The 17,089-nt window shown below is 47.0% G+C and carries 12 protein-coding genes; 9 read left to right on the top strand and 3 right to left on the bottom strand.

Translation table 11 applies throughout. The features are described 5' to 3' along the window. Window positions 1-59 precede the first annotated feature (59 nt). Complete coding sequence (gene fhuB / locus ACFFUV_RS08835) at window positions 60-2,048, top strand: Fe(3+)-hydroxamate ABC transporter permease FhuB (protein WP_390191913.1); 1,989 nt, start codon at window positions 60-62, stop codon at window positions 2,046-2,048. A 129-nt stretch (window positions 2,049-2,177) separates the two neighbouring features. Beyond that, on the top strand, window positions 2,178-4,397 hold the full coding sequence (locus ACFFUV_RS08830) for a TonB-dependent receptor (protein WP_390191317.1): 2,220 nt from the start codon (window positions 2,178-2,180) through the stop codon (window positions 4,395-4,397). A gap of 88 nt (window positions 4,398-4,485) precedes the next feature. On the opposite strand, the gene ehuR is transcribed toward ACFFUV_RS08830, so the two are convergent. Beyond that, window positions 4,486-5,919 (bottom strand): MocR-like ectoine utilization transcription factor EhuR, encoded by a 1,434-nt coding sequence (ehuR, locus tag ACFFUV_RS08825; protein ID WP_390191314.1) that lies wholly within the window; start codon window positions 5,917-5,919, stop codon window positions 4,486-4,488. Window positions 5,920-6,191: 272 nt separating this feature from the next. Here ehuR and doeA point away from each other — a divergent pair, with 272 nt between their 5' ends. The 7 genes from doeA to ACFFUV_RS08790 all read left to right on the top strand — a co-directional run bounded on the left by doeA (window position 6,192) and on the right by ACFFUV_RS08790 (window position 15,658). Then, the gene (gene doeA, locus ACFFUV_RS08820) at window positions 6,192-7,379 is read left to right on the top strand and encodes an ectoine hydrolase DoeA (RefSeq protein ID WP_390191313.1); all 1,188 of its coding nucleotides are present in this window, start codon (window positions 6,192-6,194) and stop codon (window positions 7,377-7,379) included. 8 nt (window positions 7,380-7,387) lie between these two features. Then, window positions 7,388-8,395 carry a N(2)-acetyl-L-2,4-diaminobutanoate deacetylase DoeB gene (gene doeB / locus ACFFUV_RS08815; protein ID WP_390191310.1) on the top strand — a complete coding sequence of 336 codons (1,008 nt, stop codon included), beginning with the start codon at window positions 7,388-7,390 and terminating at the stop codon, window positions 8,393-8,395. Window positions 8,396-8,449: 54 nt separating this feature from the next. Then, the gene (locus ACFFUV_RS08810; RefSeq protein ID WP_390191308.1) at window positions 8,450-8,938 is read left to right on the top strand and encodes an Lrp/AsnC family transcriptional regulator; all 489 of its coding nucleotides are present in this window, start codon (window positions 8,450-8,452) and stop codon (window positions 8,936-8,938) included. 215 nt (window positions 8,939-9,153) lie between these two features. Then, a complete protein-coding gene (locus tag ACFFUV_RS08805) occupies window positions 9,154-10,692 on the top strand; it encodes an NAD-dependent succinate-semialdehyde dehydrogenase (RefSeq protein WP_390191305.1) in 1,539 nt (512 codons plus the stop codon). A gap of 37 nt (window positions 10,693-10,729) precedes the next feature. After that, window positions 10,730-12,136, top strand: a complete 1,407-nt coding sequence (locus tag ACFFUV_RS08800; RefSeq protein WP_390191303.1) for an aspartate aminotransferase family protein — start codon at window positions 10,730-10,732, stop codon at window positions 12,134-12,136. 265 nt (window positions 12,137-12,401) lie between these two features. Next, window positions 12,402-14,513, top strand: coding sequence for a TonB-dependent siderophore receptor (locus tag ACFFUV_RS08795; protein WP_390191300.1), 2,112 nt, complete (start codon window positions 12,402-12,404; stop codon window positions 14,511-14,513). Window positions 14,514-14,740: 227 nt separating this feature from the next. Then, on the top strand, window positions 14,741-15,658 hold the full coding sequence (locus tag ACFFUV_RS08790; protein ID WP_446697910.1) for an ABC transporter substrate-binding protein: 918 nt from the start codon (window positions 14,741-14,743) through the stop codon (window positions 15,656-15,658). Between the two features lie 28 nt (window positions 15,659-15,686). Here the strand turns inward: ACFFUV_RS08790 and ACFFUV_RS08785 are convergent, their stop codons facing one another. Together ACFFUV_RS08785 and ACFFUV_RS08780 are read right to left on the bottom strand one after the other, a co-directional pair. Then, window positions 15,687-16,025: a DUF5329 family protein gene (locus ACFFUV_RS08785; protein ID WP_390191297.1), complete on the bottom strand. Its 339-nt coding sequence runs from the start codon at window positions 16,023-16,025 to the stop codon at window positions 15,687-15,689. Next, window positions 16,022-17,077 (bottom strand): MBL fold metallo-hydrolase, encoded by a 1,056-nt coding sequence (locus ACFFUV_RS08780; RefSeq protein ID WP_390191295.1) that lies wholly within the window; start codon window positions 17,075-17,077, stop codon window positions 16,022-16,024. Before ACFFUV_RS08780 ends, ACFFUV_RS08785 begins: the two co-directional genes overlap by 4 nt. Window positions 17,078-17,089: the final 12 nt, after the last annotated feature.

Below are 17,089 nucleotides of genomic sequence, written 5' to 3'. Positions count from 1 at the left end.
CTACTACCCAAACGTACAAACCCTTGGACACAACAATGACAGGAGATAACAGAAAAGTAATGGGTTGGAAAACTCTGTTTAGTGTCTTTGGGTTACTGGTTGTCGGTGCCGCACTCAGTCTACAGTTGAATCAGACTCTCGCCGTAGAGCAGCAATGGCAACTGATTGTTAATCCATCAAGTGCCGAGTCTTTTGATGACTTTATGTTTGCTTATGCACAGTTACCACGTGCCGTTATAACGCTTGTCGTTGGTGCTATGCTCGGTGTCGTTGGCAGTTTAATGCAACAATTGACTCAAAATACGCTAACGTCCCCATTGACGATGGGGACGTCATCAGGTGCGTGGTTGGCATTGGTGATTCTCAGTATTTGGTGGCCGGATGCGGTCAATGATTACAGTGCTTTTGCTGCGATGGCAGGCGCACTTCTCGCGTTTAGTATGATTCTGTTAATCACAGGTTTGGATAACATGACCGGATTGCCAATGGTGATTTCGGGAATGGTGATTAATATTTTACTCGGTGCGATTGCGGGCGCGGTTATTTTACTTCACCAAGATTATGCACAAAATGTATTTATGTGGGGCGCGGGAGATTTGGCACAAAACGGATGGGAGATGCTCGAGTGGCTTGTTCCTCGCCTCAGTCCTGTGATTATTTTGTTGCTAGTGGCACCAAGAATTCTGACGTTGCTCAGATTGGGTCAGCAAGGCGCTGAAGCTCGTGGCCTCTCGGTTATTCCTGCGTTTTTTGTTTTGATGGTGATCGGGATTTGGTTAGTCTCTGCCGCCATAACTGCCGTCGGTATTATTGGTTTCATCGGCCTCCTAACGCCGAATATAGTGCGTGTTCTTGGGGCGAGAACGCCAAGAATGGAGCTGTTTGCAAGTCTACTGTTTGGGGCATTATTGCTTCTGATGACCGATGTCATTGCTCAGCTTATGAGTTTATGGGCCGGGCAAGTCGTACCTAGCGGGGTGACCGCCGCCGCGGTTGGTGCGCCCGCACTTATCTGGTTCAGCCGTCGCCAATTAAAGGCTCAAGATGGGATGGCGGTTGCCTTGCCGGGGTCTCGTTCATCACTAAGCTCTGGGTTAGCTCTGAGCGTAATTGGCATGCTGATGATTGGTATCGCGGTCTATTTTCTATTCCAAGTTGATGAACAAACGTGGCATTTTGCTATGCCAAGCGATTATCAATGGATGCTACGTTGGCCTCGTGCACTCACCGCATTGTGTACAGGGGTAGGGTTAGCGCTTGCCGGAACGATTCTTCAGCGTTTGATCTACAATCCACTGGCAAGCCCTGACATTTTAGGGGTTTCCTCCGGGGCAACGTTTGCGCTGGTTTTTGCCACCATTTTTTTGGAGCAATCGCTACTTTCGGCGCAGTGGAGCGTTGCGTTTATTGGCAGTATGGCGGTGTTGTTGGTGTTGATCTTTTTGGGGAAACGCCACCAGTTTGCACCATCGAGCGTGATTCTCACTGGGATTGCAATGAGTGCTTTGCTGCAAGCCTTTGTTCAGTTCTGTTTATCGAAAGGCAGCCAAGACAGTTACACGATATTGCAGTGGTTAGCGGGTTCTACATACCGTGTTACCGATACACAGGCTCTACTTCTTAGCGGTTTGGTTTTGGTGATGTTGATATTGAGCCTCTCTGCATCTCGTGGTTTGACTCTGCTTTCCATCAGTCGTGAGTTTGCCAAAGCTCGAGGCTTAAATACTTCATTAATGTCGATGCTGCTATTGGCATTGGTCGCCATGCTGTGTGCCGTCGTGACGGCCACTATGGGGCCTGTCGCGTTCGTGGGCTTAATTGCTCCGCATTTAGCAAGAATGTTGGGCGCTCAGCAAACACGACAACAACTGCTTTTTGGTAGCTTGATTGGTGGGACAACGATGCTGTGGGCGGATTGGCTCGGGCAGGTCTTGTTGTATCCAAATCAAGTTGCAGCAGGAACCCTAGTCGCGATCATCGGTGCGATCTACTTTTTGGGCTTACTCATTTTTAACCGTGTAAAAGCCCGACTCTCCTTTTCTGCATAACCATCAATAATAGGCGGCATTTTGCCGCCGTTATTCCTCTTGTTTGATATTGAAAATTATTATCATTAGCAATAGTATTGATTTTATAACAATATTATTGATTTCATTATTTTTAAGCAGAGGTTTTTTATGGCACCGTATCACCTTTCTCGGGTGGGGCTTAGCGTGATCGCCGCGCTTTCGTATGCTCACTCCACACTATCTTTCGCCGATGACGCAACAAATGTTTCTCAAGATGAGGCAACGGAAGTCGTCACCGTTATTGGTTCACAAGTTGACTTAGGTGATGCGTATCAAGGTGGTCAAGTCGCTCGTACCGGGCGTGCCGGAATGTTTGGGGCTCAAGACCTCATGGATACCCCATTTTCTTCAACCAATTACACGCAAGAGCTGATCGAAAACCAGCAAGCCGCAAGTATTGGTGATGTATTGCAAAATGATCCTACGGCCCGCGTCGCGACGGGGTTTGGTAACTTCCAAGAGCTGTATATGATGCGTGGTTTTCCCGTCTTCTCTGATGATATGACGCTCAACGGGGTATACGGCATTTTACCGCGCCAATATGTCGCGGCAGAAATGCTGGAGCGTGTTGAAGTATTGCGCGGTGCGAACTCTTTTCTGAACGGAGCTTCGCCGGGTGGTACGGCTGGCGGCGGTATCGGCGGCGCAATTAACTTGGTTCCTAAGCGTGCAGGGAGTGAACCATTAACTCGCGTAACGGTGGGGACGCAAACTGGTGATCAAGCCTATGGTGCGATGGACTTTGCTCGTCGATTTGGTGATAACCAAGAAAATGGTCTTCGTATCAACTTGGTAGCGCGTGATGGTGAAGATGGTGTTGATGAGCAAGATACTCAACTTGGCGTATTGACGGTCGGGTTTGATCATCAAGGCGAAAATTTCCGCTTGTCAGCCGATGTGGGCTATCAAGATCACCATATTGACTCTCCACGTCCTTCCGTGACTCCCGGAACTGAAATTCCTTCAGCTCCTGATGCAAGCAGTAATTATGCTCAAGATTGGACATACACAGATGACAAACAACTGTTTGGTGCAGTCCGTGGTGAATATGATCTTAATGATTCTACCAGTATCTGGCTTGCAGGCGGCGCACGGAAAGGGAAAGAGCATAATTTGTTAGCAAATCCAACCGCAGATTCTGATGGTAATTTGAAAACCTACCTCTTTGATAATATTCGTGAGGATACCGTCTTTTCTGCCGACAGTGGTATTCGCCACCAATTTGATACGGGCAGCGTCGCGCATACTGTGGTTTTCTCAGGGTCGCTTTATCAATCTCGTTCCAAAAATGCGTATGTGACGTCAGATTCACAAAATCAGATTCCAGTCGGATTTCTGAATAATTATTCCCAGATTGATAAGCCAAGCGGGATAAATTTTGGCGGTAATATGGACGATCCTAAGGAAACTGAGCGTACAACCTATGGGAGCTTAGCACTCGCAGATCAACTTTCTATGCTTGACGATCAAGTTAAAGTGATGCTTGGCGCGCGCTTACAGCGTATTGAAACCAAGAGCTTTGCTTATGGAACGGCTGAGTTAAATGATGGAGGATATTATGGCGCTACGGAGTTCACACCGTCATTAGGCGTTGTTTATCAGCCAAATTTTGATGTATCGCTTTATGCTAACTATTCTCAAGCCCTGATTCCAGGCGAAGTCGTAGGTAATACTAATTTCTCGAGCGGACATGCAGTGACGAATGCTAAAGAGGTTCTTGATGTACAAAAATCCGAGCAATATGAAGTTGGTGCTAAATATGAAACAGGGGAATATGGCGCAACGCTAACGTTATTCCAAATTAGTAAACCTAGCTATATGTATATTGATAATGGTGATGGGACTGACACTTATGGCGATAACGGCGAACAGCGTCATCGTGGTCTAGAGTTGACAGCCTTTGGTCAACCGATTGACAATGTAACTGTGGTCGGTGGAGTAACTCTGATTGATAGTGAAATGGTTAAGAGTACCTCTAGTGCTGAAAAAGGTAAAAACGCTATTGGTGTGCCAGAAGTTCAGGCCAACCTTAACCTTGAATGGGCAACGCCTTTTGTTCAAGGTTTAACGCTTGAAGGTCGCACCGTTTATACCGGTTCTCAATATGCAAGCTCTGATAACAGCATGGAAATTGGTTCATGGACACGCTTTGATTTAGGTGCTCGCTATGCGATGCAACTGAGTGGACACGAATTAAACTTGCGTGCTCGAGTTAACAACCTAACTGATAAGAGCTATTGGGCATCGGCTGGTGGTTATCCGGGGAGTAACTATTTAGTCCAAGGTGCGCCGCGTACGGTGGTCATTTCAGCGAGCTATGATTTCTAAATAAAGTGATGTTGAAACATAAAAAAAACCAGCCATTGGCTGGTTTTTTTTTGGTAACGTTTTTGTCTTATCAATCAGGGCGCTTTGTTCACACCAAAAATGACGATGTTGGTGGATTGGTAGTAAGAATTTCGGCGATAACAGAGAGACCATGTTTGATGTAACCGCGATTGGTTTCGGCGCCTAAGCTCACACGGACAAACGGCAGAGCTTGATTGACATTGGTTACGAACGGTTTATAGCTGGTGATCTGTACACCTGAGCGTTTGGCTGCGACCACAAGATCGTCACTTTGCCATTGCTCGGGCAGCGATAACCATAGATGCTGACCTTGAGGGTGCGCTTGGTAGTGATAGTCTTTAAGGATGCTCGCGGCTAACCGTTGACGTTTAGCAAATTCATCACGCTGAAAATCAATAAACCGTTCCAAGGTGCCATTTCGAATCCACAGATCGGCGACTTCAAAAGCCAGGGGAGTGGCTGCCCAACTGCTGGCAGCAAGTCTTCCCAATGCATGTTGCAAATAATGGCGTGGTACTGCCAGGTAACCGGTACGTAGCCCAGGTGCCACCACTTTTGTTAAGCTGGTAATGTAGAAGGTCTGCTGAGGAATTAGCGAAGCAATGGGCGGCTCTCGCTGGGGTTCGAGCGCGCCATAGACATCATCTTCAATAACAAGAATATTATAGCGCAGAGCAATGTCGGCAATGGCTTGACGTCGCTCTCGATCCATATGAGAGCTGCACGGATTGGCCATACTTGGGGTGCAACACAGCACTTTGATATTGCGAGTTTGGCAAGCCCATTCAAATGCTTGAGGAGTAATGCCACGCTCATCCATCTCTAAAGGCAGCAGCTTAAACCCCAGCATACGAGAGCGTGAGATTAACCCGTGATCGACACGCTCTCCACATGCAACGACATCGCCATGTTCCACAGTGGTACTCAGAGCGAGCATTAGTCCGTGGCAGGCGCCATTGGTTAAAATTAATAAATCAGATTCTACGTCCAGCCCTTGTGTTTTTAGGTACTGTTGTCCGGATTCTTGATGAACAGGTTGACCCATAATCGGCCGCGCTTTAGCGAGTAGGTGGTGATTATCTGCCTGAGACGCGATGTTGGAGAGTGCTTGATTGAACAGCGTCATATGTCTTTCAGTGATCACTGGATGAGCAATGGACATGTCAATTTCATCTGGCGTTTCTTTCATTTCATGAGCCAGCATGAATTCAATGTCGGTATTGTCATCGACAAATCCCGCTTTGACAAACGTGCCATTGCCGACCCACGATTCCAGTGCCCCCTTCTTTTCTGCATAGGCGTAAGCATGGCTAACAGTTTGAACACTAACACCAATTTGCTCAGCAAACTCACGATGAGTAGGCAGGCGGGTACCGGGCGCCAAGTCACCGCTGCGCACGCATTCCACCAAATATTGGCCAATCGAAAGGTATTTGGCTTGTCCTGAAGAAATGATCGGGTTCAAAGAAATTGTCATGACACAATGTTTTTGTTGCTTCATTTTATGTCCCAACTGTAACTTGAAATTAGGTCTTGGCTAAAATTAATACAATAAATGTGTGATAGAGCACATAAAGTGAACGGTATTGTACTGATTGTCATGAGTGTCTGATTCAGGTAACACTTAATGTTATGACCATTCATTAGCAGCAGACTTATTGTTCCCCTCGTTCGAGAATGGAGGTCGGTAAACCAAGTGGTTTGCTTTTAGGTAGGAATACCTCAACGTCTTCGAGTGTCGTATGGCGCCGTAATGTGAAGAAGGAGAAACTCATGAGAGACGTTGCTATGCACTTTACCCCAGATGAATATCAAGAGCGCTTGCAGAAAGTTCGTTTTTCAATGGAAGAGAAAGAGCTTGATGTGCTGATTATTCATGACCCTTCAAATATGTCTTGGTTAACTGGCTATGATGGTTGGTCGTTCTATGTTCCGCAATGTGTGGTGATAGGAATGAGCGGAGAGCCGGTATGGTTTGGCCGTGTTCAAGATGCCAATGGTGCGTATCGCACCGCTTATATGTCGCCCGAAAATATTACTTTTTATCCTGATCATTACGTAATGAATCCACCATTGCATCCGATGGATTTTCTATTAGAAGCCGTACTGGCGCCAAGGATGTGGGATCGCGGGCGAATTGGTGTGGAGAAGGATAATTATTATTTTAGTGCGACGGCCTATGAATCGTTATTGACTCATCTTCCTAACGCGCAATTGCTTGATGCGACAGGGCTCGTGAATTGGTGTCGCGCTGTAAAATCTGAGCAAGAGCTTATCTATATGTACCGTGCGGCACGTATTGTCGAAAACATGCATCGTGTCGCCTACGAGATGATTGAGCCAGGCTTACCGAAACACCATTTGGTGGCTGAAATCAACCGTCATGCTGTGCTCGGGTGTGACGACCATTTTGGCGACTACACCGCCATCGTACCGCTATTGCCTTCCGGCACGGACGCCTCAGCGCCACATTTAACATGGGATGACCGTCCGTTTAAACGCGGTGAAGGAACGTTCTTTGAAATAGCCGGCGCCCATCGCCGATATCATTGTCCACTATCACGCACCATTTTTCTCGGTGAACCGGACGATAAATTTAAGCGTGCTGACGAGGCATTAAGTCGTGGGCTTGAAGCCGGGCTCGCGGTGGCTAAACCGGGAAATACTTGTGCTGATATTGCTCGTGCTTTACATCATGAGCTGGAGCAAGCAGGGATCTCTCGTCAAGGGGCGCGCTGCGGTTATCCCATCGGGTTGAGTTATCCTCCTGATTGGGGAGAACGCACGATGAGTTTGCGTGATACGGATAACACCATTCTAAAAGAAGGCATGACATTTCATTTTATGCCCGGTTTATGGTTTGAAGACTGGGGGCTAGAAACCACGGAAAGTATCGTTATCACTGCCCAAGGTGCCAAAACATTGTGCGATTTTCCGCGTCACCTGTTTGTGAAGCTTTAGGAGTAATAATGCAGCCAAGTTCTATATCGGCGACTGTCAACTTTGAGCTTGATGGGGTTCAACATGGCTTTCTCACTTTACCTCATTCACATGATGGATCGGCATGGGGGAGCGTTATGATTCCTATCACGGTGATAAAAAATGGCGAAGGGCCTACATCATTATTAACAGGGGGTAATCACGGTGATGAATATGAGGGAATTACGGCTTTATTAAAGCTAAGCCACGAGCTCAATGCGGAAGCAATTAGCGGCCGAGTGATCATTGTGCCAATGATGAATCATCCAGCAGTACAAGCGGGGACCCGAACCTCACCGATTGATGGAGGGAATCTCAATCGCAGTTTCCCGGGTGATCCTACCGGACTTCTCACCGAAAAAATCGCGGATTACTTTACTCGTTATCTGGTTCCGATGTGTGACTTTGCGTTGGACTTACACTCTGGAGGAAAAACCTTAGACATCGTGCCTTTTGCTGCCGCTCATCGTTTAGAGGATCCACTATTAGCGACATCTTGTTTACGGGGAGCCAAATTGTTTGGTGCCCCCTATACCATGTTGATGCATGAATTGGATGCCAGTGCGCTTTACGATACGGTGGTTGAAGAACAAGGTAAGGTTTTTGTGACCACTGAACTTCGGGGTGGAGGAACAACGACGCCGCAGACGATGGCTTATGCTGAGCGCGGCATTCGCAATTTTTTACGTTTTGCGGGTAATTTGGCCGGAGAGTACCAATATCCTGCGGAGCCGACTCGGCTGCTTGATATGCAAGATAGCCAGTGTTACTTGCAAAGTGAGCATGTCGGGATTGCTGAATATCATGTCGAACTCGGCGCCAAAGTGGAAGTGGGAGAGGTGATTGTCAGTCTCTATTCACCACTGAGAAGCGGCGAGGCCAGTATTGATTATCGAGCCAAGCAAATCGGTATATTGGCAGCAAGGCGTTTCCCATCAATGGTGAATATGGGGGATACGATTGCTGTGATCGCTAAGGATTGCGGGCCATTAGCATAAGGTGGTAACCGGCTAAGGTTGGTTCGTGGATTGAGAATACATAGGGAGTTTCTAATGCGATTAGACCGCTATGATGTAAAAATCTTGCAGATCCTTCATCAAAACGGACGGATCACAAAGTCCCATTTGGCGGAAGCCATCAATTTATCGGTGAGTCCATGTTGGGAGCGGGTGAAAAAGCTCGAACAAGCAGGGATTATTGAAGGGTATGGTGCCAAGCTCAATACGGACGCGTTATTTAAACGTACGTCAGTGATGGTCGAAATTTCCCTTAAAGAGCATAACGCTCAGACGTTTCGTCGCTTTGAACAGGTGATGATGCATACCCCGGAGGTGTCAGAGTGCTACGCAACAGGGGGCGGTGTTGACTACATTTTAAAAGTCCAATCACAAGATATTGACCAATATCAGCGGTTGATTGATAACTGGTTGGAATCAGGCTTGGGGATTGAGCGTTATTTTACCTATATCGTCACCAAGACCATCAAGCGGGATGTAGGTGAGTTAGCCATCACGCCACCAGAACAGCAATGGGTAAAATAGTATCAAAGGTGGTTTAAAAAGAGCGGTGATTTTTCACCGCTCTTTTTTGTCATCGGTATTTTTCGAAATATTGACTCGAAAATTAGAGCAGAAAAAATGTGTCGTTTGCGGCTGACAAACAAAAAAAATAGCCGATAAACGAGCTTGGTTAAGAAATTATTGGTGTGATTTGTTGCGTAGAGTTGAAGTACGGACAACGCAGCGAGGATAGCCCAATGACCGCACATTTAAGTATGCACGCCCATCAGTTCAAAGCATCTCATGACATGATGGCGATGATGGATGACGTTCGTCTGGTACGAAACCTAGCTTATGTCAATGGTAAGTGGACCAGCGGCGAGCAATTTCTTGCCGTCGATAATCCAGCCGATGAGCGGGTGATTGGTTATATGACCTTACTCTCTCAACAACAGATCTATCAGGCGATTGATGCGGCGGATAAAGCCTTTGTAACTTGGCGTCAATGGCAAGCCGATGAGCGAGCCCGCATCCTTATGGTTTGGCACGACTTGATCATCGAAGCCAAAACCGATCTCGCCCGGCTTATGGTAATGGAACAAGGTAAAACCTTAGCTGAAGCCATGGGAGAGATCGATTATGGCGCCTCCTTTATTCGCTGGTTCGCTGAAGAAGCTCGGCGCAGTTATGGTGAAACGATTCCTAGCCACATTGCTAATGCGCAACTCGCAACCATTCGTGAACCCATCGGTGTTGCGGCACTAATTACACCGTGGAATTTTCCTTGTGCAATGATCACGAGAAAAGCCGCGGCGGCGCTTGCGATAGGGTGTCCGGTATTGATTAAACCTGCTGGCGAGACCCCCTTTTCCGCATTGGCACTCGCTGAATTGGCTGATCGCGCAGGGTTTCCTCCGGGTGTGTTTAACGTCATAACTGGGGAGCCGGAGATGGTGTCTAAAACGTTATGCCATTCCACCAAAGTAAAGGCGCTATCGTTTACCGGATCGACACGAGTGGGCAAATTGCTACTGCAAGACGCCGCACAAACGGTCAAAAAATGCAGCATGGAATTAGGCGGAAATGCCCCGTTTATTATTCTTGAAGATATGGATGTTGATGCGGCTGTGCAATCCGCTTTAGAGGCTAAATTTCAAACCTCAGGGCAAGATTGTCTCGCCGCAAATCGAATCTTTGTTCCTCAATCGATGTATGAGGCGTTTATTGAACGCTTTGCCGAAAAGATGCGTCAACTCGTGGTTGGGAACGGCTTTGAGAAGGGGGTAGACCTCGGTCCGCTGATTAATCGCAAAGCCGCTCAAAAAGCGCAGAATTTAGTCGTAGATGCGTTAAACAAAGGCGCGAGATTGATCACCTGCGATCAAACTCAATCCACGGATTACCGTCAGCCATGGCCCAGCAACTTTTTTCCCCCCACATTACTGGCTGATGTTACACCCGACATGGATGTTTATCGTGAAGAAAACTTTTGCCCGGTAGCGGGCGTGCTTCCCTATCAAGACCTCGACATCATGCTCGCCATGTGTAATGACACCGAGTATGGCTTAGCCGCGTATGTCTATGGTCATGATATTCACCAAATATGGCACTGCTTACGAGCACTGGAATTCGGTATGGTCAGTGTTAATTCGGTCAAAATGACCGGACATTCCATTCCATTTGGTGGCGTCAAACAGTCCGGTGTGGGCAGAGAAGGCAGTCGTCATGGGTTAGATGAATTCAGTGAGTTGAAATACTACTGCTTAGGCGCGCTACCCACGGTCAGTGGCAGCTAACTTACAGATTGAGAGCGAATAAATAAGGAGAGTTAAGATGGACAATAAAACACAACGTTTACTTGAAATGGATCGCCAGCGTGTATTTCATGCTTCTACGCACCTCAAACAATATGCCCATGGTGAGCTACCAGGACGCATCATTTCTGGCGGTAGCGGCCTTCGTATTACCGACTCAGAAGGCATTGAACTTATTGATGGTTTTGCCGGGCTTTACTGCGTCAATATTGGCTACGGACGCACTGAGATGGCCGATGCAATTTACCAGCAAGCCAAGCAGTTAGCGTATTATCACACCTATGTGGGCCATACCAACGAAGCTCTGGTCACGCTGTCTGATCGCATTATTAATATGGCGCCAGAGGGAATGAGCAAGGTTTACTATGGTATGTCGGGAAGTGATGCCAATGAAACTCAGTTGAAACTGGTATGGTATTACAACAATGTTCGCGGTTTACCTGAGAAAAAGAAAATTATCTCTCGAGATCGTGGTTATCATGGCTCAAGTATCGCATCAGGTTCAATGACTGGGTTGCCTCTGTTCCACGCTCATTTTGATCTTCCCCTTGACCGCATGAAGCACACGGTCGCACCGTATTATTATCGCCGTGAAGACGCCTCGATGAGTGAACTCGAGTTTTCTCAGTACTGCGCGGATCAATTGGAGGCAATGATTCTTGAGGAAGGGCCGGACACCGTTGCTGCGATGATTGCTGAACCAGTGCTTGGAACTGGGGGAATTGTACCGCCACCACAAGGGTATTGGCAGGCAATACGCAAAGTGCTCGATAAATACGATGTGCTATTGATTGCTGATGAAGTCGTGTGTGGTTTTGGTCGTCTAGGCTCGCCATTTGGATCCATCCATTACGATATGCAGCCTGATCTTATTACCATCGCGAAAGGGTTAACTTCGGCGTATCAGCCGCTTTCCGGTGTGATTGTTGGTAATAAAGTATGGTCAGTGCTAGAGCAGGGCACGGATGAATGGGGAGCCATCGGCCATGGTTATACCTATTCTGGTCATCCACTTGGCGCAGCGGCAGCGAACTGCAACCTCGATATTATTGAACGTGAGGGGCTGATAGAAAACGCGGCGCAAACCGGGGCTTACCTTCAACAGCGTATGGCAGACACGTTTGCTGACCATCCATTGGTCGGGGATACGCGAGGTGTTGGTATGCTGCATGCGTTGGAGTTCTCATCCGATAGAAGTCATCGCTCTCTGTTTGATCCAAACCTTAAAGTCGGCGCTCAAATTTCAGCGGCGTGTTTGGAGCAAGGGTTAATAGCGAGAGCCATGCCACATGGGGATATTCTTGGTTTTGCTCCTCCGCTGGTGGCGACTCGCAATGATATTGACACCATCGTTGATAAAACCCATCAAGCAGTGAATCAAGTCATGGATCGGTTAGTGACGTCAAAGCAATGGCAAGCGAAATAACGCCGCTATTGGTCTTTTAGCTCCCCAACGTTCGCTTGGGGAGTTTTGTCTCGACAACACAACGATAAGATATACATCGTTCCCATTATCTTTAAGTTAGGTATTTATGGGGTGTATACCTGACATTTCGCAGCATGATCTAGGTTAAAAGAACGATGGTTTCTCGCTTTTTTATCTATGATTTAATGTTTCGTACGGTAAAATCAACCTCGATACAATTAGAAATAATAATAATTACCAATTCTATTTCGAGGAGTTCATGACTATGCAGGGTCAAACCACGTTCGTTCCCTTTTTTAACACTTCACGTCTTGGCGTATTGATACGTCAAGCCTTACGACTTAGCTTTATACCAGTCGCTTTATTCACTACTCATAATGCTGTTGCCGCTGATGAGCCGCAGGAGACCGTGGTGGTCACTGCGTCAGCGTTAAAAGTGGAAACGCCTTTAAAGGAGACACCGCGCGCGGTCTCTTTAATTGACCAAGAAGCCTTGAAAGTCAAACAGCCAAGTAAACTTGATGAAGCCTTGCGTTATCAGCCGGGGGTAGTGACTCAGCCTTACGGCTCTGATAACGATACGGACTGGTTTAAAATTCGAAGTTTCGATGCAGCAATGTATCTAGATAATAACCGTTTATACGAAACAGGGTATTACGTCTGGACGTTGGAGCCATATGGTTTGCAAAGTGTTGAAGTACTCAAAGGGCCAGCGGCCATTTTATATGGTGAAGCGCCTCCAGGCGGGGTGGTTAATGCGGTTTCTAAGCGTCCGGATGATATCGAATTTGGTGAAGCGCAATTGAAGTTGGGTAACCGGCAGCAGCGCGAGTTGGGTATTGACATTAATCGTTATGTCGATGAAGACGGCGATATGCGCTTTCGGTTTGTTGGCTTGATTGGGGAGCGAGATGGCACTCTCGATCATACTGATAACCAAAGAATTTATCTTGCTCCAAGTTTGACTATCGATTTTTCGCAAGACACCACACTGACATTGCTTGCTTCCTACAAGCAGGATGACGGCACGCCGACCAACCCATTCAAGCCCGCTTACGGTACGCTCATTGATACGCCAAATGGCAAGATTGACCCAAGTACGAACCTAGGTGAGCCAGACTACGACAAAAATGAAAACACTCAGTTTTCATTAGCCTATGAGCTTGAGCATCACATAAATGATACTTGGACCTTTAAGCAAAACACCCGTTATGCCTACACAGACCTGTTGCTGCGCAGTACGTATGCCTTTGGCAGTGAAACTTCCACAGATGTCAGCCGCGGAATCATTTTTCGTGACGGGAAAACCCACTCATTAAGCAGCGATAATAACCTTATCGCCAAGTGGGATACCGCTGGTACCGAGAATGTCACGCTATTTGGCCTTGAATTACAAGGCTTTAAAAATGACAGCAAAGAAGCGGATGATTGGGGGATAGCTTATGGTGGTACGACTGGTGGTATCGATGCGCTGAATCCAGTCTACGGTAATTACACTCCGATTGATGACCGCGCGACCAAGGTCGATATTAAGAAAACCTTGGCAGGTTTCTACGCTCAGCATCAAGTGACTTTAGACGAGCAATGGGTAGCCAAGTTCGGTGGACGTTACGATATTGTTCGTTTGGAAAATGACACCGTGTCAGCAAGCCAAGATATACACAATGATGAGTTCTCTTTCTCTGGTGGTTTGATGTACGTTGCGCAAAATGGGTTATCACCCTACATCAGCTATGACGAGTCTTTCGAGGTTTTAACTTCCGTCGATGAAAACGGTGAAGCTTACAAACCATTGAAAGGTAAGCAGACTGAGGTGGGGGTAAAATATGAACCGGAGTTGGTGAACGGTTACGTGAACTTAGCATGGTTTGATATTACTCAGAAAAACGGCCTGGTGACGACCGGTGGTGCGTATACAACGCAAAGTGGTGAGTTGACATCACAAGGTATTGAAGTCGAGACCAAAATCCAGGCGACCGATGATTTGATGCTCACGGCAAACTATACCTATACCGATGCAAAAACCGACATGACAGCGGACGCAGATCCGACACGCACTCCAATGATCCCACGTCATATGGCTTCTGCGTGGTTAGAGTATGACTTGAGTCATCTCGGTTTGTCGGGCTTTGTCGTCGGTGCGGGGTCACGCTATATGGGAACAACGACAGGCCACAACTCAGCAGGCAATGACACACTGCATGTACCAAGTGTGACTTTGTTTGATGCCATGGCACGTTATGACATTAACCAAAAATGGCGAGCTCAACTCAATATCAATAACTTAACGGATAAAGAATACGTTTCAGCGTGTGATTATTACTGTTACTACGGTGAAGAGATGAGCGCGACAGCCACCATTAACTACATGTGGTAGAACAATAAACATAGGCGTATCCTTGCGATGCGCCCTTTTTTTATTTAATTTATCAGATGGTTAGTTTCGATGCCTCACGATGTCAATGCATGCTTGTGGCGGTTCTTGATACGGGGCTTTCATCAATCAGGCGTTGAGTATCGCGCTGTTGATGTAATAGAAACACGTGTTTTTGGGCAGAGCGGGAGACTCCCATACTGCATTAATTTTTTTAAGGATGAACTTTTATGTCGTTATGTCTTCGCGCACTTGCCCTTGTCAGTGTGGCATTTGCTGGCACGTTAATGGCTGCTCCGATCACCGTTCATGACAGCCGTGGTGAGCATCAATTGGATGGAGTGCCACAGCGAGCTGTAGTGCTCAATTGGGATTTGGTTGAGCAAGTATTAGAACTTGGTGTCACCCCCATCGCAGCCCCAAATATAGAAGGTTACAACACTTGGGTTGTACAACCTTCGGTACCAAAAGGTGTGGAAGATATTGGCACTCGCGCTGAGCCCAATCTTGAGAAAATTGCTGAGTTAAAGCCGGATGTGATTATTACAGCAGTGACGCAAAAAGATTTGCTTCCGCAACTTGAACGCATTGCACCGGTCTTGTATTACCAAAACTTTGAGCAGAGCGATCAGCAAGCCGAAGAGGCGATAAAGCAATTTAAACAGCTTGCACAAGTGTTTGATAAAGAAGAGGTCGCGAAGAAAAAATTGGATAATATGACTCAGCGTTTTGCACAAATGCATCAGCAGTTGGTTGATGCTTTTGGTCAGCCGTTACCCAAAGTCTTGCCATTACGATTTGCTAATGAGACCTCCGCCTTTCTGTTTACCGAAAACTCTACCACCATGTATGCGATGTCTCAGTTAGGTCTGGAGAGTCCATTACCTCTACCTGCGGCTAAGTGGGGAATCAGTCAGCAACGCATCACCGAGCTGCAAAATATCAAAGACGGATACGTTATGTATATTTTGCCTTTTGCACAGGAGAAGAAATTGAATTCTTCCATCTTATGGAAAGCGATGCCATTCGTGAGAAATGGGCATGTGAATGCAATGTCTGCGGTATGGAGCTACGGTGGGGCGATGTCGATTCTCTACAACGGCGAAGCCATCACTCAAAGCTTACTTGAAATGAAAGCCGATAAATAAGAAGAGGGAAGCTTAATGCTTCCCTTTTTTAGCTTTTGCTACGGATGATTTGAAGTTGCTCGGTTAACCATTGCTCACTTGTCGTGGTCGTATCTTGGCACTTCACATGGTATTGATTGCCCAATAACCAACTGCCACTTGCGACCTCTTTAATAAAGGTTTCACTGCTATCGACCTCGTCTTTGGCGTAATCCCATTTGTCTTTTAAATGCTCAGCGGCTCGCTTACCGCTGTACCAAGTGCCACTCCGTTCAAATTGGCAATCAGAGTGGCGAAGTGTATCCAGCATGGTCTCAATTTCTTGTTTCGTGGAGGCCACACATACTGTGCTGACAAGCAGTAGCCCCAAACACAAGATTCGTTTCATTGTGACCACCATTTCTCTTCTGCCCACGGTTCACCAATTTGGTACCGTTCGCCAAATTCTGGAGTGACAACTTCAACCCCCTTCTGCTGACCAATCTCAACCACTTTCTCTAATGGTTCATACCAAGCATGGTCGGCCAGTTGAAATGTGCTGTTGTGAACGGGAAGCATCACTTGGCTTTTCAAATCAAGGCTGGCTTGAACGACTTGCTCTGGAAACATGTGAATATCCGCCCAGCCATGGTTGTACTGCCCATCCTCAAGGAGAGCGACATCGATAGGCCCATATTGCTCCCCAATTTTTTTGAATACATCGTAGTAGCCAGTATCGCCGCTATAGTAGACTTTATGGGTCGCAGAAAGCATTAACCAGCCTCCCCATAGAGTCTCATTTCTATCCACCAGCCCACGTCCTGAGTAATGCTGAGCAGGCGTAAAGACGAATTTAGTCGTACCAATTTGTGTTGTTTCCCACCAGTTCAGAGCCTGAACTTTAGCCGCTGGCACTCCCCATTCTTCTAGTAATGGCGCTATTTGTTTCGGTACCAAGAAGTGTTTGACCTTGGGAGTCAGTTTGACAATCGACGCCTCATCAAGGTGATCAAAGTGGTTATGGCTTATCACGACGGTATCAATGCTCGGAAGCTGATCGATGGTGATTGGGGTTGGATGAAAGCGTTTCGGCCCCATCCATTGCACGGGCGAAGCGCGTTCACTAAACATCGGATCGGTTAAAATCCATTGATTGCCAAGCTTGATGAGCATCGTCGAGTGACCTAGCCGATAAATCACATCAGCATCTTCATTGAGTAATTGCTGTTTGGTCATCGCCGTCATCGGCAGTGGTGAATCCGGTGTTAAGTCAGGCGTGTCAGACGTTAGCATATTCCAAAAACCACTTACAAAGGTGGTAAATCCTGGCTGGTAATCAATCTCCTGATTATGGAATTCTACCGAGCTATTGGCTTGACCTGTGCTACTGCAACCGACTAAAAGCAACAGGCTTAGGCTAAAGCAACGCACAAACATAGGATGGATAGAGAGTTTTTTCATGTCAGTCAGTGT

The organism is Vibrio olivae, from assembly GCF_042428525.1.
GTDB classification, from domain to species: domain Bacteria; phylum Pseudomonadota; class Gammaproteobacteria; order Enterobacterales; family Vibrionaceae; genus Vibrio; species Vibrio olivae.
The sequence above is the reverse complement of the archived record's forward strand: the minus strand, read 5'-3'. Positions and strand labels throughout refer to the sequence as shown.